The 20,174-nt window shown below is 38.7% G+C and carries 18 protein-coding genes and 1 pseudogene; 16 read left to right on the top strand and 3 right to left on the bottom strand.

What is annotated here, in order from left to right; translation table 11 throughout:
• The first annotated feature begins 32 nt into the window (after positions 1–32).
• The 3 genes from CORI_RS07185 to CORI_RS07175 all read left to right on the top strand — a co-directional run bounded on the left by CORI_RS07185 (position 33) and on the right by CORI_RS07175 (position 4,855).
• Complete coding sequence (locus CORI_RS07185; RefSeq protein WP_173031392.1) at positions 33–1,874, top strand: biotin/lipoyl-containing protein; 1,842 nt, start codon at positions 33–35, stop codon at positions 1,872–1,874.
• Positions 1,875–1,935: 61 nt separating this feature from the next.
• The gene (pckA, locus tag CORI_RS07180; protein WP_173031391.1) at positions 1,936–3,513 is read left to right on the top strand and encodes a phosphoenolpyruvate carboxykinase (ATP); all 1,578 of its coding nucleotides are present in this window, start codon (positions 1,936–1,938) and stop codon (positions 3,511–3,513) included.
• The gene (locus tag CORI_RS07175; RefSeq protein WP_173031390.1) at positions 3,482–4,855 is read left to right on the top strand and encodes a CAP domain-containing protein; all 1,374 of its coding nucleotides are present in this window, start codon (positions 3,482–3,484) and stop codon (positions 4,853–4,855) included. Before pckA ends, CORI_RS07175 begins: the two co-directional genes overlap by 32 nt.
• On the opposite strand, the pseudogene CORI_RS07170 reads toward CORI_RS07175, so the two are convergent.
• Positions 4,830–5,132 (bottom strand): annotated as a pseudogene (locus CORI_RS07170) (cyclophilin-like fold protein). The gene CORI_RS07175 and the pseudogene CORI_RS07170 sit on opposite strands and share 26 nt — an antisense overlap.
• Positions 5,133–5,271: 139 nt before the next feature.
• Here CORI_RS07170 and argH point away from each other — a divergent pair.
• Positions 5,272–6,660, top strand: coding sequence for an argininosuccinate lyase (argH, locus tag CORI_RS07160; protein WP_173031387.1), 1,389 nt, complete (start codon positions 5,272–5,274; stop codon positions 6,658–6,660).
• 96 nt (positions 6,661–6,756) lie between these two features.
• On the opposite strand, the gene CORI_RS07155 is transcribed toward argH, so the two are convergent.
• On the bottom strand, positions 6,757–7,110 hold the full coding sequence (locus tag CORI_RS07155; protein WP_173031386.1) for a histidine triad nucleotide-binding protein: 354 nt from the start codon (positions 7,108–7,110) through the stop codon (positions 6,757–6,759).
• Positions 7,111–7,242: 132 nt separating this feature from the next.
• On the opposite strand from CORI_RS07155, the gene CORI_RS07150 reads away from it, so the two are divergent.
• The 9 genes from CORI_RS07150 (at position 7,243) to efp (ending at position 17,565) form a co-directional block, all read left to right on the top strand.
• Positions 7,243–8,235, top strand: coding sequence for a phenylalanine--tRNA ligase subunit alpha (locus CORI_RS07150; RefSeq protein WP_173031385.1), 993 nt, complete (start codon positions 7,243–7,245; stop codon positions 8,233–8,235).
• Positions 8,232–10,565: a phenylalanine--tRNA ligase subunit beta gene (gene pheT / locus CORI_RS07145; RefSeq protein WP_173031384.1), complete on the top strand. Its 2,334-nt coding sequence runs from the start codon at positions 8,232–8,234 to the stop codon at positions 10,563–10,565. The genes CORI_RS07150 and pheT overlap by 4 nt, the downstream gene beginning before the upstream one ends.
• Positions 10,562–11,836 carry a 3-phosphoshikimate 1-carboxyvinyltransferase gene (aroA, locus tag CORI_RS07140; protein ID WP_173031383.1) on the top strand — a complete coding sequence of 425 codons (1,275 nt, stop codon included), beginning with the start codon at positions 10,562–10,564 and terminating at the stop codon, positions 11,834–11,836. The genes pheT and aroA overlap by 4 nt, the downstream gene beginning before the upstream one ends.
• The gene (locus CORI_RS07135; RefSeq protein WP_173031382.1) at positions 11,826–12,659 is read left to right on the top strand and encodes a 4-hydroxy-3-methylbut-2-enyl diphosphate reductase; all 834 of its coding nucleotides are present in this window, start codon (positions 11,826–11,828) and stop codon (positions 12,657–12,659) included. Before aroA ends, CORI_RS07135 begins: the two co-directional genes overlap by 11 nt.
• Positions 12,660–12,844: 185 nt before the next feature.
• Positions 12,845–14,518, top strand: a complete 1,674-nt coding sequence (locus CORI_RS07130; RefSeq protein ID WP_173031381.1) for a 30S ribosomal protein S1 — start codon at positions 12,845–12,847, stop codon at positions 14,516–14,518.
• Between the two features lie 6 nt (positions 14,519–14,524).
• On the top strand, positions 14,525–15,007 hold the full coding sequence (locus CORI_RS07125; protein WP_173031380.1) for a hypothetical protein: 483 nt from the start codon (positions 14,525–14,527) through the stop codon (positions 15,005–15,007).
• Complete coding sequence (serA, locus tag CORI_RS07120) at positions 15,001–16,581, top strand: phosphoglycerate dehydrogenase (protein ID WP_254064983.1); 1,581 nt, start codon at positions 15,001–15,003, stop codon at positions 16,579–16,581. Before CORI_RS07125 ends, serA begins: the two co-directional genes overlap by 7 nt.
• A gap of 52 nt (positions 16,582–16,633) precedes the next feature.
• Positions 16,634–16,870 (top strand): hypothetical protein, encoded by a 237-nt coding sequence (locus tag CORI_RS07115; protein WP_254064908.1) that lies wholly within the window; start codon positions 16,634–16,636, stop codon positions 16,868–16,870.
• A 128-nt stretch (positions 16,871–16,998) separates the two neighbouring features.
• Positions 16,999–17,565 (top strand): elongation factor P, encoded by a 567-nt coding sequence (gene efp, locus CORI_RS07110; protein WP_169940415.1) that lies wholly within the window; start codon positions 16,999–17,001, stop codon positions 17,563–17,565.
• 338 nt (positions 17,566–17,903) lie between these two features.
• On the opposite strand, the gene CORI_RS10810 is transcribed toward efp, so the two are convergent.
• The gene (locus CORI_RS10810) at positions 17,904–18,152 is read right to left on the bottom strand and encodes an Rdx family protein (RefSeq protein ID WP_301952199.1); all 249 of its coding nucleotides are present in this window, start codon (positions 18,150–18,152) and stop codon (positions 17,904–17,906) included.
• Between the two features lie 90 nt (positions 18,153–18,242).
• On the opposite strand from CORI_RS10810, the gene CORI_RS07100 reads away from it, so the two are divergent.
• The 3 genes from CORI_RS07100 (at position 18,243) to CORI_RS07090 (ending at position 20,145) form a co-directional block, all read left to right on the top strand.
• Positions 18,243–18,791: a DJ-1 family glyoxalase III gene (locus CORI_RS07100; RefSeq protein ID WP_173031378.1), complete on the top strand. Its 549-nt coding sequence runs from the start codon at positions 18,243–18,245 to the stop codon at positions 18,789–18,791.
• 110 nt (positions 18,792–18,901) lie between these two features.
• Positions 18,902–19,144, top strand: a complete 243-nt coding sequence (locus CORI_RS07095) for an RNA-binding protein (RefSeq protein WP_172200173.1) — start codon at positions 18,902–18,904, stop codon at positions 19,142–19,144.
• Positions 19,145–19,233: 89 nt separating this feature from the next.
• On the top strand, positions 19,234–20,145 hold the full coding sequence (locus CORI_RS07090; protein ID WP_173031377.1) for a glutamate--tRNA ligase family protein: 912 nt from the start codon (positions 19,234–19,236) through the stop codon (positions 20,143–20,145).
• Positions 20,146–20,174 lie beyond the last annotated feature (29 nt).

The raw sequence follows: 20,174 nt of genomic DNA, 5'->3' as shown, positions 1-20,174 counted from the left end.
AGCAAATTTAAACTACGACGGAAAGGCGACTTATGGCGAAAAAATTCATAGATGTAATGGATACCACCTTTAGAGACGGATTTCAGTCTGTTTTTGGTGCGAGAGTTTTGATGGATGACTTTTTGCCTGCCGTGAGCGCAGCAAAAGAAGCGGGTATCACACACTTTGAATTCGGAGGCGGCGCGCGCTTTCAGAGCCTTTATTTTTATCTGAATGAAGACGCCTTTGTTATGATGGATAAATTTAGAGAGATAGCGGGTAAAGACGCAAATTTGCAAACCCTAAGCAGAGGCGTTAATACCGTAACTCTTGATACGGGCAGTAGGGAGCTTGTGGATCTGCATGCTAAGATGTTTAAAAAGCACGGCACGACTACTATTAGAAATTTTGATGCGCTTAACGATGTTGAGAATTTAAAATACTCCGGCGAGCGGATAGTTCATCACGGACTTAAGCACGAAGTTGTGGTTACTATGATGGATCTGCCTCCCGGATGTGTAGGCGCTCATGATGTGGCGTTTTACGAGAGAATTTTAAGAGAAATTTTAGACGCAGGAATTCCTTACGATAGCGTTTGCTTTAAGGATGCAAGCGGCACAAGTAGTCCGCAAAAGGTCTATGAGACTATCAAAATGGCTCGCAAGCTACTTCCTGCAAAAACTCACATCAGGCTTCATACTCACGAAACAGCAGGCGTTAGCGTGGCGTGTTATCTAGCCGCACTTGAAGCGGGCGCAGACGGTATCGATCTAGCCGCAAGTCCCGTAAGTGGGGGCACAAGCCAGCCTGATATACTTACTATGCTTCACGCCGTTAAAGGCAAGGACTACGATCTTGGCGGACTTGATACTCAAAAAGTCTTAAAATATGAAAGAGTTTTAAAAGAGTGTCTTAAGGACTACTTTATACCGCCTGAAGCTACCGAAGTTAGCCCTCTTATACCGTTTTCTCCGATGCCGGGCGGTGCGCTTACGGCAAATACTCAAATGATGAGAGATAATAATATCTTAGATAAATTCCCTGATGTGATCGACGCTATGCAAGAGGTGGTTCAAAAGGGAGGATATGGCACTAGCGTAACTCCTGTGAGTCAGTTTTATTTTCAACAAGCCTTTAATAACGTAATGTTTGGTAAATGGAAGAAGATCGCCGAAGGCTACGGTAAGATGGTGCTTGGCTACTTCGGCAAGACCCCGTCAAAACCTGATAAAGAGGTCATCAAGCTTGCAAGCGAGCAGCTTGGGCTTAAACCTACCAAAGAAAATGCCATAGATATCGCAGATCGTGACGAAACAAAATCAATCAAATTTACAAAAGAGCTACTTAAAAAAGAGGGCATTGAAGCAACAGAAGAAAATATCTTTATAGCAGCCGCATGCAAGGAAAAAGGCATAGCTTTCTTAAAAGGAGAGGGCAAGGTAAATGTGCGCAAAATTTCTCAAATGCCTAAGGCAAAAGAGCAAATTTGCACTACCAAAGAGAGCAAGGACGGCGTAAATGAAAAATATAGCGTTGTCGTAAACGGTAAAAAATTCGAAGTTGAAATTTACGATAGCCAAGATGCAGAAGTAGAGGTTAAAAGCATAAAGCCCGTAGGCGATGCTATGCTGATGCCTCCTGAAATTTCACCTGCGGGAAGAAAGGCTACCAATGAAAACGGTAGCGGCGAAGCCGTGGTAAGCAGCTTGCCGGGAAATGTATTTAAAATTTTAGCAAAAGTGGGAGATAAGGTTAAAAAAGGACAAATTCTTATTATTTTAGAAGCTATGAAAATGGAGATAGAAGTAGTTGCGCCAAAAGACGGCGTAGTGAGTTCAATCGAAGTAGAACAGGGGCAAACGGTCAAAAACGGTCAAATTCTAGCTAGAATTTAGTATTTTTTGATCTATGCTTTATAAAAATAAAATCAGATGATATAAATAAAAAGGAACAACAATGGTAAATGAATTCGATAAGTTGGGGTTGCAGGGTATCAAAAATATTTATCATAACTTAAGCTATGATGAGCTTTTTGAGCATGAGAAAAATAACGGCGAAGGAAGGGTGAGTAGCAACGGAACCTTTATGGTCGATACGGGTATTTTTACTGGCAGAAGCCCTAAGGATAAGTATTTCGTGAAGCAAGATCCAAGCGCTAAATACATCGCTTGGGGAAAGGTAAATCAGCCTATCTCAAAAGAGCTTTTTGACAAACTTCTTAAAAAGGCCAAGGATAGATTAAGCGGTAAAGATATCTACGTACAAGACGCATTTTGCGGCTCTAGCGATAAGAGTAAAAAATCGGTTAGATTTATAACAGAGGTTGCTTGGCAGGCGCATTTCGTAAAAAATATGTTTATTCGCCCGAGTAAAGAGGATTTGGCGAAATTCAGCCCGGATTTTGTAGTTTATAACGCTTGTAAATGTTCAAATGAAAATTTCAAAGAAGACGGTCTAAATTCAGAAGTTTTTGTTATATTTAATATCGAAGAAAACGTTGCCGTTATAGGCGGAACATGGTATGGCGGAGAGATGAAAAAGGGTATTTTTTCGATGATGAACTACTGGCTTCCTCTTGAAGGCAAGCTAAGCATGCACTGCTCTGCGAATGTAGGCAAAGAAGGTGATACGGCGCTTTTCTTCGGTCTTAGCGGAACGGGCAAAACCACTCTTTCAACAGATCCAAAAAGAAAGCTAATAGGCGATGATGAGCACGGCTGGGACGATGACGGCGTGTTTAACTTTGAAGGCGGATGCTACGCAAAATGTATAAACCTTGATCCTGAGAGCGAGCCTGAAATTTATGCAGCTATTAAGCGCAACGCACTACTTGAAAACGTCGTGGCGGATGCAAACGGAGTGGTTGATTATAAAGACGGAAGCAAGACTGAAAATACGCGCGTAAGCTATCCGATTGAACATATTGAAAATCACGAGCCAAGTCTAAGTGCCGGACATCCGCAAAATATTATATTTTTAACGGCGGATGCGTTTGGCGTGCTTCCTCCTGTTGCAAAGCTTACAAAAGAGCAGGCGATGTATTATTTCTTAAGCGGATATACGGCTAAAGTTGCAGGAACAGAGCGCGGTATAACCGAGCCTGTAGCGACGTTTTCCGCTTGCTTTGGCGAGCCATTTATGCCGCTTCATCCAACCGTATATGCTAAGCTTTTAGGTGAAAAAATAGATAAGCACGATGTAAATGTATATCTTGTAAATACCGGCTGGAGCGGCGGCGCTTACGGGGTCGGCAAAAGAATGAGCATAAAAGCTACTCGCGCTTGCATAAATGCTATACTTGACGGAAGCATAAGAGAGTGTGAGTTTGAGAATTTTGAGAAATTTAACTTATCTATCCCAAAAGAGCTTGCTGGCGTGGAAACAAAGCTTTTAAATCCGATAAATACTTGGGAAAATAAAGATGAATATATAGCCATGAGAGATAAGCTTGCTAAGATGTTTGAAGCAAATTTCAAACGATATGAAGATGTGAAAGAGGGCGTTGAATACGCAAAAGCAGGCCCAAAAGCTTAAATTTGGGTTGATTGCTTTCGGATTTATTTTTCTTGCGGGGTGCGACTACAAAAATAGCTACGATCCCGCAAGACTCAAAGAGGCAAGCCAGCCTCAAATTTCTTACATAATCGATAGCGATGCGCTTAGCTATTTAAACGACTACCGCAGAGGCTCGGGGCTGTTTGCGCTTAAATTTAATGAAAATTTGAGCTTGGCTTCTAAAAATCACGCCGAATACAGCGTGGCCAACTCATATATGGGGCATGACGAGAGTGCCGGGCTTGCAAAATTTACAGGTGTAACTCCGGGCGATAGAGCAAAATTTGCAGGCTATAACTCTATGCACGTGCTTGAAAATATAGCTTATAAGAGTGACTTTATAACCTCCATAGACGGGCTTTTTTCGGCGATTTATCATCGGTTTGCCTTTTTAAATTTAAGCGTAAATGAAGTAGGTTTCAGCGCGGCAACTTCTGATAAATTTAGCGCTTATGTTTTTTTGATGGGCAACTCAAATCTTAATGGCTTTTGCAAAAGAGGTGCGAGTGATAACGGCCTCGGTAAATTCTACACAAATGTCTGTGCGAATAAAGATATCAAAGTAAAAGACACTAGGCTTGAAGGGTTTTTAAAATCAACCAAACAGCATGTAAAATTCCCTGATAAAGCTCCTGTTGTGCCTTATTTTAGCGGCGAAGTTCCAGATCCGTTTCCTGAGTGCAAGATCACTTCAAACCCTGTAAGTATAGAATTTAACGAGAGCTTAAAAGATATAAAATTTCTGAATTTTGAAATTTATAAAGGCGATGAGAAGCTTAGAAATTTAAAAATTCTAGATCAAAAAAGCGACATAAACCGCAAATTTTCATCTCATCAGTTTGCTGCGTTTTCAAGAGATGTTTTTGAATTTGGCGCAGATTATACGGCTATTTTTAGTTACACTCAAGAAAATGAACCTAAACAGATAAAGTGGAATTTCAAGACCAAAACGCTTAAATTTCCTTATTTTGATGCAAAAGACGGCGATGTGTTGAGCGTAAAACCGGATACCGTATATGAAATTTTCTTTCGTCCAAAGGACTGTAACGACCTGCTTACAAGCTACTCTTATAATTCATCCGCTCTTTTAAATTCAGAGATTAAACAAAGCGGAACAAACACTTTAAGCGTGAATTTAAGCGGCTTGGAGGGTGATATACTTACGATAAAGACAAGCGGTGGAGATGAGGTCAAAGTTCGCCTTAGCGAAAGTTCGCCAAAAGCCAAAAGCGAACGCAAAATTTATATCATCAAAGCCACACTTATGGTTATCGGCGTGATAATAGTATTTGTTCTTATAGGAAGAGGTTTAAGAAAGTAGGTTTAAGACTATTTTTGAAGCTTAATTTTACTTTCACATCACCATTTCCAAGCGCTTTTAAAAGCTCGTCGGTATTTTTTATAGTGCCGATTTTTGTGTATTTATAAAAGTTCTCATTGAAATCCTTATAAAACAGCACTAGGGTATCTGATCTATACAGCAACAAATCGCCGACTTTTATATCCCCTTAAGCGGAATCGTTTGAGGATAAAATTTGCCCAAAATTTGCAAATTTCTCTTTTGAGGCATACTCTTTCATATTAAGCTCTAAAGGCATAAGTTTTAAAATTCCCTAGAGTTTTTACTATTATAGCTTCAAATTTTAAAATCGTGGAATTTTTATAATCTTTAGGCGATTTGGATTTTCTTTAGGCTAAATTTTATAAAATAGCATTTAAATTTAAAAAGGAAAAATCATGAAAAAGATGTGGTCGGGCAGATTTAAAAACGAAAGCAGCAAATTACTTGAAGAGTTTAACGCCTCTATAGGATTTGATAAAAACCTTTATCGCGAAGATATCGCAGGTAGCAAGGCTCATGCAAAAATGCTTGGCGAGTGCGGGATACTAAAGCAAGAAGAGGCACAAACCATCATAAAAGGACTTGATATAGTTTTGGGCGAGATAGAGCATAATAAATTTGAGTTTAAAATCGAGGATGAAGACATCCACATGGCGGTTGAAAAGCGCTTAAGCGAGATCATCGGAAGTGAGCTTGGAGGAAGACTACATACGGCGCGTAGCAGAAACGATCAGGTCGCTCTTGATTTTAGACTTTATGTGCAGCGTAGCTCGCTTGAAATCATGGATGAAATTTACTCTTTTGTCTCTACTTTAAATTCCATCGCAAGTAAGCATCTTGATACGCTAATGCCCGGTTTTACGCACCTTCAGCACGCTCAGCCGGTAAGCCTTGCTTATCACTTGCTTGCTTACGCTTTTATGTTTAAGCGCGATTATGAACGATTTGCAAGCTCGCACGAGCGAAATAATCTCTGTCCGCTAGGTTCAGCTGCACTTGCGGGCACGCCACATCCTATAGATAGAAAGATTGTGGCGCAAGAGCTTAAATTTAGCGGCGTTACGCAAAATGCGATGGATAGCGTTTCTGATCGTGATTTTGCTATGGAAATTTTATTTAACATAAGCGTGCTGATGACTCATGCTTCGCGTCTTTGCGAGGAGTTGATACTCTGGAGTTCGCAAGAATTTGGCTTTGTAACCATTAGCGATACTTACTCTACGGGAAGCTCTATCATGCCTCAGAAGAAAAACCCCGACGTAGCGGAACTTATCCGCGGAAAAACGGGTCGCGTAAATGGAAATTTGATAGCGCTTTTAACTACCATGAAAGGCTTGCCGTTAGCCTATAACAAAGACATGCAAGAGGATAAAGAAAGTGTTTTTGATAGCGTACATACTGCGCTTACATCGGTTCATATTTTAAATGAGATGATGAAAGAGGCTAAATTTAATGAAAAAAATATGCTTGAAGCTACTAAAAAAGGGCATTTAAGCGCAACCGATCTGGCTGATTTTCTAGTGCGAGAAAAAAACGTGCCGTTTAGAACCGCTCACTTTATCACGGGTAAGGCTGTGGCAAAGGCTGAGAGTTTGGGCGTTGATCTAAGCGAGCTTAGCTCTGAGCAGTTAAAAGATGTCGATGAAAATTTGGACGAAAATGCGGTTAAATTTTTAGATCTGCACGCCTCAAAAGAGGCTAGAACGTCGCTTGGAGGCACGGCAAATTCTAGCGTGCAAAAGCAGATAAATTTGATTAACGAGTGGCTGAAAAATTTAAGATAATCTAAAATTTGGATTTGAAAAAGGCTTGTATCGAAGATAAAATTTAAAAAATAGAAATTTACACCAAAAGAAGGGTGTTTAGCCCTTCCGGTCGGTTTAAAATGTTGATTGCGGATCGGTAGCTGCATCAACCCAGCCGAGTTTGGCGCCGCCAAGCATATGAAAATGCAAGTGCATAACCTCTTGACCGCCGTTTTCGCCGTTGTTTGTTACTAGGCGATAACCGCTTTTATCAAGCCCCATAAGAGTTGCGACCTCTTGGATGAATTTAGTCATCTCGCTCATTAAGCTCGCGTCCATCTCTTGGAAATTTTTAAAGTGTTTTTTTGGAATTATGAGGATATGAATCGGCGCTTTTGGATTTATGTCGTTAAAAGCCAGAAATTTATCGTTTTCCAGCACTTTGTTGCAAGGAATTTCGCCCGCTACTATCTTTTCAAAAATTGTCATTTCTTTCTCCTGTTTAAAATTTTCAAATTATAACAATTCAAAACTAAATTTTATAAAGCAAAAGACCTTTTATGCAGATTTTATTAAAAATTGACTACAATCAGAACAAAAAATTTAACACGAGGTAAGAATTTGCAAGAGTATAAAGATAGTATAAGTAGGTGCAGTAATTTAGCCGAACTTGACAGAATTCGAGTTGATCTACTTGGCAAAAAAGGTCTTATCACATCCGAATTTGCGAAATTAAAAGACATGAGCGATGATGAAAAAAAATCATTTGCGGCGAATTTAAACAAGCTAAGAGATGAGTTTGAAACCCTGCTTGCAAGCAAAAAATCAGAGCTTGAAAATAGCGAAATAAAGGCTAATATGAAAGCAAGCGCCATAGACGTGACGCTCTTTAACGAGCCAAATTCAACGGGTGCTCTTCATCCTGTGATGGCTACTATGGATAAGATCATAGAGTATTTTATGATGCAGAATTTCTCTCTTGAAACAGGACCTCTCATAGAGGATGATTTTCATAACTTTGAAGCGCTAAATTTGCCTAAATATCACCCTGCGCGAGATATGCAAGATACGTTTTACTTTAAGGACTTTAAGCTGCTTCGTACGCATACCAGCCCGGTTCAAGTTAGAACTATGATGAGCACTAAGCCGCCTATTCGCATGATAGCTCCGGGAAGCGTTTTTAGACGCGATATGGACCTAACGCATACTCCGATGTTTCATCAGGTCGAGGGGCTTGTGGTTGAGGATGAGGGAGTGGTTAGCTTTGCAAATTTAAAAAGTATGCTTGAAAATTTCTTAAGATATATGTTTGGCGACGTGCAGGTTCGTTTCCGCCCAAGCTTCTTTCCTTTTACGGAGCCATCGGCCGAAGTTGATATAAGCTGTATCTTTTGTAAGGGCGAAGGATGTAGAGTATGCAAGCAGACAGGCTGGCTTGAAGTGCTTGGATGCGGAGTGGTTGACTCAAACGTATTTAAGGCGGTCGGCTATAAAAACGTAAGCGGATATGCCTTTGGGCTTGGAGTAGAGAGATTTGCAATGCTACTTCATCAAATTCCTGATTTGCGCTCGCTTTTTGAGGGAGATTTAAGATTATTGGAGCAGTTTAAATGATAATTTCAAGAAATTGGCTAAATGAGTGGGTAGATATATCAAATACTGGCAACGAAACTCTTTTAAAGACGTTAAATTCAATAGGTCTTGAGGTTGATAGCTTTAATGAGATAAAAATTCCTGAAAAAATCGTAGTAGGGTATGTAAAAAGCAAAGCTAAGCATGAAAATGCCGAGAAGCTAAGTGTATGTCAAGTAGATGTCGGAAGCGAAACTCTTCAGATAGTTTGCGGTGCTAAAAACGTCGAAGCGGGACAGTTTGTGCCTGTAGCGCTTGTGGGAGCGGTTATGCCAAGCGGGCTTGAGATAAAGCGCGCTAAGCTTAGAGGCGTAGAGTCAAACGGTATGATTTGCTCTTCCAGTGAGCTTGGATTAGTAAAAACAAACGACGGCATTATGCCTCTTGATGAGAGTATCGGAGAGCTTAAACTCGGCAAAGAGCTTAACGAGTATCCGATACTAAACGATACTTTTATAGAGATAGAGCTAACGCCAAACAGGGGCGATTGCTTAAGCGTTTACGGTATCGCTAGGGATGTTTCGGCAGCTCTTGATCTGCCTTTAAAAAATGCAAGCAAATACGACGAAGCTGAAAATTTGCTTGGAATCGGGCGAATTTTAGCGATTCATGCAGAGGAAAATTTAAAAAGCAGCTTTCAATATAGGGTGTTTGAGCTAAAAGATGCTATTAATGAGAATTTGCTTATGAAGATTAGATTAGCACTCATTGAATGCACTAAAGAACACTGTGTGGAAAGACTTTTGGAATATGCTACGCACTCAACCGGAGTGCTATTTAACGCGTATGATTATGATAAGCTTAAAAAAGATGAAGACAGGGTTGTTTTTGATCTTGAAAAAGATAAATTTCTTGCCAGCAAAATTCTAGTAGGCGGTCAAATTTTAGGAGTTGCGGGCATATATCAAAGCGACTCGGCGGCTCTTGAAAAAGATAGCAAAAAGATCATTATCGAGGCTAATTATACTGACCCTGAAGTTATAGCCACGACTATATTTGAAGATAAGCAAATTCCTCGTTCTACGCAAGTTTATCGTTCGCTTAGGGGCTCTGAGCCTAATATCGATTTTGGGGCGGATTATCTGTTTAAACTGCTTGCAAATTTCAAAAATGCCGTTCTTTATGCGGGTTCGCAGCAGACTTTACTTACAAAAGAGCCTAAATTCGTAAGTTTTACGATGAGCGAAATGAATAAGATGATAGGGCAAGAGATCGCTAGAAATGATGTGGTTAGGATACTTAAAAAGCTTGGATTTGAAGTAAATTTAAACGCCGAAAAAGAGAGCGTAAATGTAAAGGTTCCGGAATTTCGTCATGATACGCTAAATTTACAAGATGTTTGCGAAGAGATAGTGCGAATGATAGGTATTGATAACATAGCTTCAAAACCTCTTAAATTCAGTGAGCAAAGCAGGATAAATGATACTTACAAAGACTACAAACGAGCTCTTAATTTAAGGCGAAAAGCTGCTGATGTTGGGTTTTTTGAATCGGTTCACTATGTCTTTGATGATGCAAAAGAATTAAGCGAGCTTGGGTTTAAGCCTTGCAAGGCTGAGCTTGCAAACCCTATTACAAGCGAGTTAAATACGCTTAGACCGACTCTTATAAATCATCTTTTAAAATCTGCCGAGAGAAATATCAAAAATTATAAAAAATCAGTTAAAATTTTTGAATTTGGTAGCGTATTTAACGAAAACGGCGATCAGGCACAGAGATTTGGCTTTATCGCAAGCGGACTTGTTAAGGAGCCTACTTTGCTAAATTCCGCAAAGCCTGCCGAGATTGACTTCTTAAGTTTTGCGTTAGCCATTAAAAATATAATCGGTGATTTTGAGCTTAAGCCAAGCGGTGATGTGGGCTATCTAAGCGAATTTGAGCAGGCTAAAATTTATCAAAACGATATTTGCGTAGGATACATCGGCAGAGTTGATATAAGAGTTGAAAACAGTCGTGACTTGCCAAAAACATATCTATGTGAAGTGGAATTTGATAAGCTAAAATGCAAAAAAACGGTAGCGAAGGCTTATTCTAAATTTCCTGCGATAAGTAGGGACTTAAGCCTTATCGTGCCTGAAGATATGAGATTTGAAAAGATAAAAGAGTGTATAAAAGCTCTTAACATCGAGTGCCTAAAAGAATTTTTACCTGTTGATATTTATAGAGATAAAAATTTAGGATCAAATTCCAGTTTAACGGTCAAATTTACGTTTCAAGATGATCAAAAGACGCTTGAGGACGATGATATCGCGCTTATAATGGATAAAATTTTAAGCGCATTAAATACGAATTTAGGTATTACGATAAGATGAAAATTTTTGCTTTAAGAGACAGGATAGATGCAAAATTAGAGGTTATCGCTCCTGATAAATCGATATCTCATAGGTGTGCGATATTTTCGTTGCTTTCTGATAAGCCTTCTCGCATAAAAAACTATCTGAAAGCGGAAGATACTCTAAATACTTTAAATATTGTCAAGTTTTTGGGGGCTGAAATTTCCCAAACTGATGATGAGCTAACGATAATCCCGCCTAAAAATTTAAAAGAGCCCGAAGTCGTGCTTGAGTGCGGAAATTCTGGCACGGCGATGAGACTGCTTATGGGATTTTTAGCTGCAAGCGAAGGATTTTTCGTGCTAAGCGGAGATGAATATCTAAACCGCCGCCCGATGGCAAGGATCGCAAAGCCTCTTGTTGGTGTGGGAGCCAAGATAGACGGCGCAAATAACGGCGATAGAGCACCGCTTGCGATACGAGGAAGCAAGCTTGAGTATTTTAAATTTGATAGTAAAATAGCCTCGGCCCAGGTTAAGTCCGCTTTGCTTTTAGCGGGTCTTAAATCAAACGGATGCATGATAAATGAGCCTGAGTTAAGCCGAGATCATACTGAAAGAATGCTAAAAGGAATGGGTGCGCAAATAGAGCGAAACGGCACGGAAGTATCTATAAAACCGATGCAAAATCCTCTTAAGCCTCTTGAAATTTTTGTACCAAACGATCCAAGCTCTGCATTTTTCTTTGCGGTTGCGGCGGCGATCATTCCAAATTCACACTTAGTGCTTAAAAATATGCTTTTAAATAAAACCCGTATAGAGGCTTACAGGGTACTTGAAAAAATGGGTGCAGATATAAAATTTAAAGAGACCAGCAGCGAATACGAGAGCATAGGCGAGATCGAGATAAGATACGCTCCTCTTAAAGCCGTTGAAGTAAGCGAAAATATCTCTTGGCTTATTGATGAAGTGCCGGCTCTTGCCGTGGCTTTTGCCAATGCAAGCGGAGTAAGCGTCATAAGAAATGCAAAAGAGCTTAGAGTAAAAGAGAGCGATAGGATCGCCGTTATGGTTGAAGGACTTAAGAAGTGCGGGCTTGAAGTGAGTGAATTTGAAGACGGTTTTAGCGTCAAGGGTGCGCAGGCAAATAGTGCGATCATAGATAGCCACGGCGATCATCGTATGGCTATGAGCTTTGCTATTTTAGGTCTTAAATGCGGAATGGTGATCGAAAAGAGCGAATTTATATCTACCTCTTTTCCGAAATTCGGCTCTATATTAAGAGAGCTTGGAGCTAGCGTTGAAGATTGAGCTTGCTAGTAGTTACGGATTTTGTTTTGGAGTTAAGCGAGCGATAAAGATCGCTGAAAACGCTAAAGATGCGGCAACCATAGGACCTCTTATACACAATAACGAAGAGATAAATAGATTAAAACTCAATTTTAACGTTAAAACTTTGCAGGGAATTGAGGAGCTAAGCGAAGAAAAAAAGGCTATAATCCGTACTCACGGTATAACCAAAACCGATCTTGCAAGGCTTAAAAGCAGTAACGTAAATGTTATAGACGCCACCTGTCCCTTTGTGACGAAGCCTCAGCAAATTTGTGAAAAGATGAGTAAAGAAGGCTATGATATCGTTATCTTTGGCGATGAAAATCACCCTGAAGTTAAAGGTGTCAAATCATACGCTACAGGCAAGGTTTATGTGATACTTGAAGAGAGCGAGCTAGAAGGCATAAAACTATCTCAAAAAGTTGCCGTGGTAAGCCAAACTACTCGTAAAGTCGAAAAACTTATGCAGATTGTAAATTGTTTAATGTTAAAAACTAAAGAAGTAAGGGTCTTTAATACTATTTGCAACGCTACTCTTGAAAATCAAGAAGCTGTGAAGGATTTAGCTCAAAAAGCCGATGTTATGGTTATAATAGGTGGAAAAAATTCTTCAAACACAAAACAGCTTTATCTGATATCTAAAAATTTTTGCGACGATAGCTACCTCATAGAAAATGAAAGCGAGCTTGAAGGCGCATGGTTTGAAGGGAAAAATCATTGCGGAATAAGCGCGGGAGCAAGCACTCCTGATTGGATTATCCAAGATGTTATAAATAAAATTAAAGAGCTAAAGCCTGATTAAAATTTATGCTATCTGAATTTTAAAACGAAATTAAAATTTGTGAAAATTTGAAATTAAATTTTAGATTTAAATTGAAATTTGTACCCAAAATTCAGATAGTTAATCTGCAAATAAGATATTTTAAGTATAATAAATTCAATTTGCCCTCTTGCAGGCGCAGATAAAATATACTCAAAAGGACCAAGATGGCTGAGGTGAACAAAAATGTTCAAATAAATAAGGCAAAGGATGAAGATATCGAAGATATAGACTTTGCTGCGATGTTAGAGGAGTCTTTTAAAAAGACCGAAGAAGATAGCGACGGAATTATCGTTGATATAAAAGGCGATGAGGTTTTTGTCAATGTCGGTAAAAAATCAGAGGGTATTTTAAATATCACTGAGATTAGCGATGAGGATGGAAATCTTAAATTTAATGTCGGCGATACGTTAAAAGTTGCGATTACTGGTTCAAGAGGCGGAAGGCCTATAGTTTCTCATAAAAAAGCTTTAAGAAAAGAGAAGGTTAAAGCTTATATAGATGCTTACAATGAAGATAGCGAAGATGTTTTTGATGTAAAAATCGTAAGTAAGAACAAAGGCGGTTTCGTAGCTCAAAATAACGACGGTATAGAATTTTTCTTGCCGAAATCCCAAAGCGGCTTTAAAGATGCCGGCTCAATCATAGGAAAAACTTACAAAGTAAAAGTTATTAAAGTTGACAAAGAAGAGCAAAGCATAGTCGTTTCAAGAAAGAGAATACTTGACGAGAATCGTCGCAAGAAAAAAGAGGCCATCTCCTCAATAGTAGATAATCTGGAAGTTATAGAAGGAACGGTTAAAAAGATCACGACTTACGGTATGTTTGTTGATGTCGGTGGAGTCGATGGACTTGTTCATTATAGCGAAATCAGCTACAAAGGTCCCGTAAATCCGGGTTCGCTTTATCAAGAAGGCGATAAGGTTTTAGTTAAAGTTATCAAATACGATGATGACAAAAAACATCTTTCTTTATCGATTAAAGCCGCAATGCCTGATCCTTGGGACGAGATCAAAGATGGACTGGAAGTCGGCGATACTATAAAAGTAATCGTTAGCAATATCGAACCATACGGCGCGTTCGTTGATCTTGGAAATGACATAGAGGGCTTTTTGCACATCTCTGAAATTTCGTGGGATAAAAATATCAAAAATCCAAAAGATCATATAAGCGAGGGCGAAGAGCTTGATGTCGAAGTTATCGAAATAGACGTAAAAGATCGCCGTTTAAGAGTAAGTTTAAAAAATCTTTTGCCAAAACCTTTTGATGAATTTAAGGCTAAATTTAAAGAAGGCGATGTGGTAAAAGGTACCGTTACTACGGTTACAAATTTTGGAGCGTTTATTAAGATAGGAGCGGTTGAAGGATTGCTTCACAACGAAGATGCTTCATGGGACAGAAATGATAAGTGCAAAGATATGTTTAAAGTTGGCGATGAGATTGAAGTTAAGATCGTTAAGATCGACAATACCGAGCAAAAAATTTCGCTTAGCTTAAAAGATCTAAAGCAAAGTCCTGTTCAAGAATACGCTAAAAAATACAATGTCGGCGATATCGTGACCGGCAAAATTCGCGATATTAAAGAATTTGGAATTTTTGTAGAGCTTGGCGATAATATCGATGCTCTTATTCGTAAAGAAGATATGGGCAATGTAAAAGCCGAAGAGCTTAATATCAACGATAATATCGAAGCTGCAATCGCATTTATCGACGAGAAAAAGAATAGAATTCGCCTAAGTATCAGACGTCTTGCTAAGCAAAAAGAGCGCGAAGTGCTAAATGAGATAAATAGCGATGACAAGGTAACTTTGGGCGATATCATTAAAGAACAATTGTCGTAAATTTAAATGAAACGGCATCTGTTTGCCTTTGTCGTCGTCTGCTTGTTGATTTTTGTTTGCGCTTCGGGCTTTATGCTTTGGAGGTATGCAAATGCAAATTTGGCTCAAGGCGATTTGAGTAACGAAACAATTCAGCAAACAGAGATAAAAAATGAGAATAAACAGGTAAATTTGTGGGTGAATGAGCTTGCAAATTTGCCTCAAAAAGAGTATATTTTAGCGACTAACGAGATATTTATAGAGTTTAAAGACAAAGCAATTCCTAAAACCAAGAGTGTATATCAACTGATTATCGATAAAGACGATATATACTCTATGTTTTGTCTTAGCCAAACTCTTGATAGCGTCTCGGTTGATTTTAGTATAGTCAAGCAAAATTCAACAAATTTAATCTATCTAAACACACAAGATAAAGATGTCTTAAACCACGTTATAAACGAACTTAAAACTTACGATATACACTCAAGCATAAAGGAGATCAGATTATGAAAACGATAATTGTATGCGACGCTATTCATAAAATAGGTTTTGAAATTTTAAACCGAGAAGAAAATATAAAAGTAATAGATGCTACTTCGGTGCCAAAAGATGAACTTTTAAATATCATTGGCGAAGCCGATGTGGCTATTACTAGAAGCTCAACGGAGATTGATGAGAAATTTTTAAATGCTGCTAAAAATTTAAAAGCTCTCGTTAGAGCAGGGGTTGGTGTAGATAATGTCGATATAGACGGTTGCTCGAAGCGAGGCATTATCGCTATGAACGTTCCTACGGCAAACACGATAGCCGCAGTTGAGCTAACTATGGCTCATATGCTGGCCGCTGCAAGAAGCCTTCCTTATGCTCATAACGACCTTAAGATGGATAGAATTTGGAAGCGCGAGAAGTGGTATGGAGTTGAGCTTTTTAATAAAACTTTAGGTGTCATAGGATTTGGAAATATCGGCTCAAGAGTTGCCATTAGAGCGGCGTCTTTTGGTATGAAGATCATAGCTTACGATCCATATATCGATCCGTCAAAAGTAACCGATATGGGCGGAGTTTATACAAGAGATTTTGATGATATTTTAGCGTGCGATTTTATCACTATCCACACACCAAAGACGAAAGAAACCGCAAATATCATCGGCGAAAATGAAATTTTGAAGATGAAAGACGGTGTGCGGCTTATCAACTGCGCTCGTGGAGGACTTTACAACGAAGAAGCGCTTTATAGCGGACTAAAAAGCGGCAAGATAGCCTTTGCCGGTATTGATGTATTCTCTCGCGAGCCGGCTACCGATCATCCTTTGCTTGATCTTGAAAATGTAAGCGTTACCCCTCATCTTGGCGCAAACACTCTTGAATCTCAAAGCAATATCGCAGTTGCCGCAGCCGAGCAAGCCATAAGTGCAGCTAGAGGCATAAGCTATCCAAACGCTTTAAATTTACCTATCAAGACAGAGGACTTACCGCCTTTTGTGGAGCCCTATATCGAGCTTATCTCGAAGATGTCGTTTTTAGGAGCTCAGCTTACTCAGGCTCCTGTTAAGGCTATTAAGGTTGAAGCTAACGGGCAGGTGGGCAACTATATAAAATCAATGCTTACGTTTGCTATAGTCGGTGTTTTAAAAGAGAGTTTAGGGGATAAGATAAACTATGTAAATGCACAATTTATCGCCGATGAAAAAGGAATTTTAACAGACACTACTATCGTGCCTGAGAGCGGATATAAAAATAAAATAACCGTTAAAATAACCACCGATCAAGGCATCACTTCAGTTAGCGGCACGGTATTTAACGAAGCCGAGCAACGCATAGTAAATATCAATGGCTTTAAGACCGACTTTAAACCAAAAGGCAAGATGATAATCTTTAAAAACTCAGACGTTCCTGGCGTTATTGCTAAGATAAGTGCAATTTTAGCCGAAGAGAAGATAAATATCGCAGACTTCCGTCTTGGACGCGACGATCATGGATTTGCGCTTGCGGTAGTGCTTGTGGATGAAAAAGTTTCCAAAGAGACTCTTGGCAAGCTTAACGAGCTTGATGTTTGCGTTTGGGCAAAATACGCTGTTATTTGATGGTTTTAACCCCTCTTTTGGAGGGGCTATATTTTAAATTTAAAGGCTTTTATTGATTAAATTTTTCTTCATTGCGTTTTTGGTGGTTTTGTTTGCGGGCTGCGAAAGTGAAGTGCGTAAAAAAAGTGCTCAAAATTTTGAGAAAATTTTAGTCGAGAAAAAGAAATTTCAAAAAATGCCCGAGGATGAGCCAAGTGTTAGCGAGCAACTAACAAGAGAGATTTATTCTCAGATGGATCACAGTAAGAAAAAAGAAGGAAAATTTAAATTCGGTAGCAAGCAGAACTAAAATTTGGCGCTAAATTTCACTTCTTGCTTTTTATATTTATAAAATTTACTACTAAATTTCCGCTTCAAATAATAATTTTATAATTGTAAATTTGATATAATCGCCAAGTTTATTTATAAGGAGAATTTATGGCGACATATTCAATGGGCGATTTAAAAAAGGGCTTAAAGATCGAATTAGACGGTATTCCTTACAAAGTGGTCGAATATCAACACGTAAAACCGGGCAAGGGAGCTGCTTTTGTAAGAGCCAAGATTAAGTCGTTTATAGACGGTAAAGTACTTGAAAAGACATTTCACGCCGGAGATAAAGCCGATCAGCCGAATTTGGAAGAAAAACAGATGCAATATCTTTATGACGACGGTGAGTATTGCCAGTTTATGGATACCGCTACTTACGAGCAGGTGGCTATAAGCGATGATGATGTGGGCGATGTGAAAAAATGGATGATAGACGGAATGATGGTTGATATCCTCTTTCATAACGGCAAGGCTATCGGTGTGGAAGTTCCTCAAGTAGTTGAGCTAAAGATAGTTGAAACTCCACCAAATTTCAAAGGAGATACACAAGGCGGTAAGAAGCCTGCTACGCTTGAAAGCGGTGCTGTGGTGCAAATTCCTTTTCACGTGCTTGAAGGCGAAGTTATCCGCGTAGATACCGTTAGAGGCGAGTATATCGAGCGAGCTAATAAATAAATTTACAAATAGCCTTTTGGTGTTTTATAAAATTATCAAAAGGCACCACTTAAAATAATTTGGTTTTTCTAAAATCGCTTCTTTTTTAGAAAAACCTATTAACTTTTACTTTTAGTAAGCTTCCATAGTGCCTCAATATTAATTTTAAAATTATGAAATTCTTACTAAACGACTATTTTAATCATTACTATATTTTTAAAGAAAATCTTTGAATCAAATTCGAAGATACAATAATAAGAAAACAAAATAAGATTTAAAATCTTTTTGAGTTCTCTAATAAATTAAGATATTGCAAAACAAAATAGTCAAAGCCAAATTTGACTTTGACTAATGACTTATCAAAGCGCCTTTATACGCTCTACTATTTCCATTATTTCATCATGATTCGGAAGCGCATTTACCGATGTTCCTATCAGGTCTTTTTTGGAGTATAGCACGTTACCGTCTACTTCAATGATGAAATTGCCGCTATCTCCTACGACTTTACTTACCGATGCGCCAGGGACTTGTTCTAAAATTTTTTCTTCTACACGAGAAGCTGTCGGTCTGTAGTTTCAAGAGTTACAATAAGTTATCTTTACTTCCATTGTGAATTCCTTTCCGGTAAAAAGTTGAATAATTGTAACATATATTTGATAAAATAATATAAAATTTCACAAAAATTCAAAGGAGTAAATATGAAAAAAGTTGCTGTAATGCTTGCAAATGGCTTTGAAGAGATAGAAGCGATAACCATTATTGATATATTAAAAAGAGCCGGAGTTCAGGCGAAATTTGTAGGACTTGATGCAGATATTTTAACAGGAGCTCACGGTGTAAAAGTTAATGCCGATACTACTTTAGACAAAATTTCCGAGAGTGAGTTTGATATGATAGTGCTTCCGGGCGGCTTACCGGGTGCTCAGCATTTGACTGATAGCGATAGGCTTAAAGCCATTTTAAAAGAATTTGATCTTAACGGCAAATTCGTAGCAGCCATTTGCGCAGCGCCTATGGCCTTGGCAAAAGCTGAAGTGATAAAACAAAGTTACACTTGCTACCCCGGCTTTGAAACAAAAGTTGGTAAAGACGGCTATATAAGCTCACAAAATGTAGTAAAAGACGGCAACATCATCACTTCTCGCGGACCTGCTACGGCTATGGAATTTGCTCTTGAGCTGGTTAGAAATCTTTGTGGTGAGCAAATTTACAAAGATGTAAAAGAAGGTCTTTTATTTGTTGGGTAAAATTTGACCAAATTTATATTAAAGGCTAAATTTACTAGCTATTTTTTGCAAATTCAGGTATTATCAGACAACCGATTTTATCGGAAATTTGAATTTAAGGAAATGTTACTTTGAATATTTACGTCGGTAACTTGTCATATCGCATGACTGAGGCAGAGCTTAAGGATACTTTTTCGCCGTTTGGCGAAGTAAAACGCGCAAAGATAGTAAGAGATCGCGAGACGGATCGCTCAAAGGGATTTGGATTTGTTGAGATGGATGACGCTGCAGGCGCAAAAGCGATAGAGGCACTAAACGATAAAGAGATCGGTGGTAGAACTTTAAGAGTCAATGAAGCTCGCCCGAAAGATTAAAATTTAGCCGCTCGCTTGGGCGGCTTTAAATTTATGTGATTAAATTTTCTTTTTTGTTTTTAAAATTTCATAAGTCTTGACTATTCTAGATGAATTCTCAAATTATCTCTCGTATAGCTCCTACTCCAAGCGGATTTCTTCACGCCGGAAATGTGTATAACTTTCTTTTAACCTATCTTTTTACGCGTGCTTTTGACGGAATTTTGCACCTTCGTATTGATGATTACGATCTTGTGAGATACAAAAGCCAATATACTGAAAACATCTTTCGTGTGCTTGATATGCTTGGTGTCGACTTTGACGGCGGAGCCAGCTCGGTGACTGAATTTGAATCAAAATTTAGCTTTAAATTTAGAGCTTCAAACTACGAAGCCGCGCTTAAGAGACTTGAAAATTTAGGAGTTTGTTATGCTTGCGAGTGCTCTCATTCGATGAGAAATTCCTTTGAAAACGGCATCTATAAACAAATTTGCCTAAACAAAAATCTAAAATTTACTCTGGGTAAAACCTGCGTCAGACTTCACGTAAATAGCGATGAGATGATAGAAGTTGGTTGCGACGGCACAAGATTTGGGCTTGCAAATCTAAACCAAAGCAAAAGTATAAATTTGGCTAAAGACATGGGTGATTTTATGATATATAAAAAAGACGGCGCCGCCGCTTATAACCTTGCAAGCCTTATTGATGACGAGATGCTTGGAGTAAATTTGCTCGTGCGAGGAGAGGATCTGCTTGAGTGTTCGGCCGCCCAAAAATATATGGCAAATTTGCTTGGATTAAATTTCAAAAACGCAAATTTTATCCATCACAGCCTGCTTAAAAGTGGGGATAAAAAGTTATCAAAAACTTCAAATGCGCCTGCCGTGAATTTAAAAGACGGTGCAAAAATTTACTATAAATTTCTAGCTAAAAAACTCGGCTTAAACGAAGCAATATGCGACACTTTATCAAATTTGCTCGAAGCCTTTAAAGAAAATATAAGCCATATAAAAGCGCTCTAAAAGCTACTCTTTTGTAAAATCAAGCCTAA

It is taken from the genome of Campylobacter sp. CCUG 57310 (genome assembly GCF_013201975.1).
In the GTDB taxonomy this organism is placed as follows: Bacteria; Campylobacterota; Campylobacteria; order Campylobacterales; family Campylobacteraceae; genus Campylobacter_A; species Campylobacter_A canis.
The sequence above is the reverse complement of the archived record's forward strand: the minus strand, read 5'-3'. Positions and strand labels throughout refer to the sequence as shown.

Excerpts from the sequence above, each read along its gene's own strand:
- CORI_RS07130 (WP_173031381.1), top strand. The coding sequence starts at position 12,845 with ATGGCTGAGGTGAACAAAAATGTTCAAATAAATAAGGCAAAGGATGAA.
- efp (WP_169940415.1), top strand. The coding sequence starts at position 16,999 with ATGGCGACATATTCAATGGGCGATTTAAAAAAGGGCTTAAAGATCGAA.
- CORI_RS07155 (WP_173031386.1), bottom strand. The coding sequence starts at position 7,110 with ATGACAATTTTTGAAAAGATAGTAGCGGGCGAAATTCCTTGCAACAAA.
- CORI_RS07185 (WP_173031392.1), top strand. The coding sequence starts at position 33 with ATGGCGAAAAAATTCATAGATGTAATGGATACCACCTTTAGAGACGGA.
- CORI_RS07090 (WP_173031377.1), top strand. The coding sequence starts at position 19,234 with ATGAATTCTCAAATTATCTCTCGTATAGCTCCTACTCCAAGCGGATTT.
- argH (WP_173031387.1), top strand. The coding sequence starts at position 5,272 with ATGAAAAAGATGTGGTCGGGCAGATTTAAAAACGAAAGCAGCAAATTA.
- CORI_RS07100 (WP_173031378.1), top strand. The coding sequence starts at position 18,243 with ATGAAAAAAGTTGCTGTAATGCTTGCAAATGGCTTTGAAGAGATAGAA.
- pheT (WP_173031384.1), top strand. The coding sequence starts at position 8,232 with ATGATAATTTCAAGAAATTGGCTAAATGAGTGGGTAGATATATCAAAT.
- aroA (WP_173031383.1), top strand. The coding sequence starts at position 10,562 with ATGAAAATTTTTGCTTTAAGAGACAGGATAGATGCAAAATTAGAGGTT.
- pckA (WP_173031391.1), top strand. The coding sequence starts at position 1,936 with ATGGTAAATGAATTCGATAAGTTGGGGTTGCAGGGTATCAAAAATATT.
- CORI_RS07125 (WP_173031380.1), top strand. The coding sequence starts at position 14,525 with ATGAAACGGCATCTGTTTGCCTTTGTCGTCGTCTGCTTGTTGATTTTT.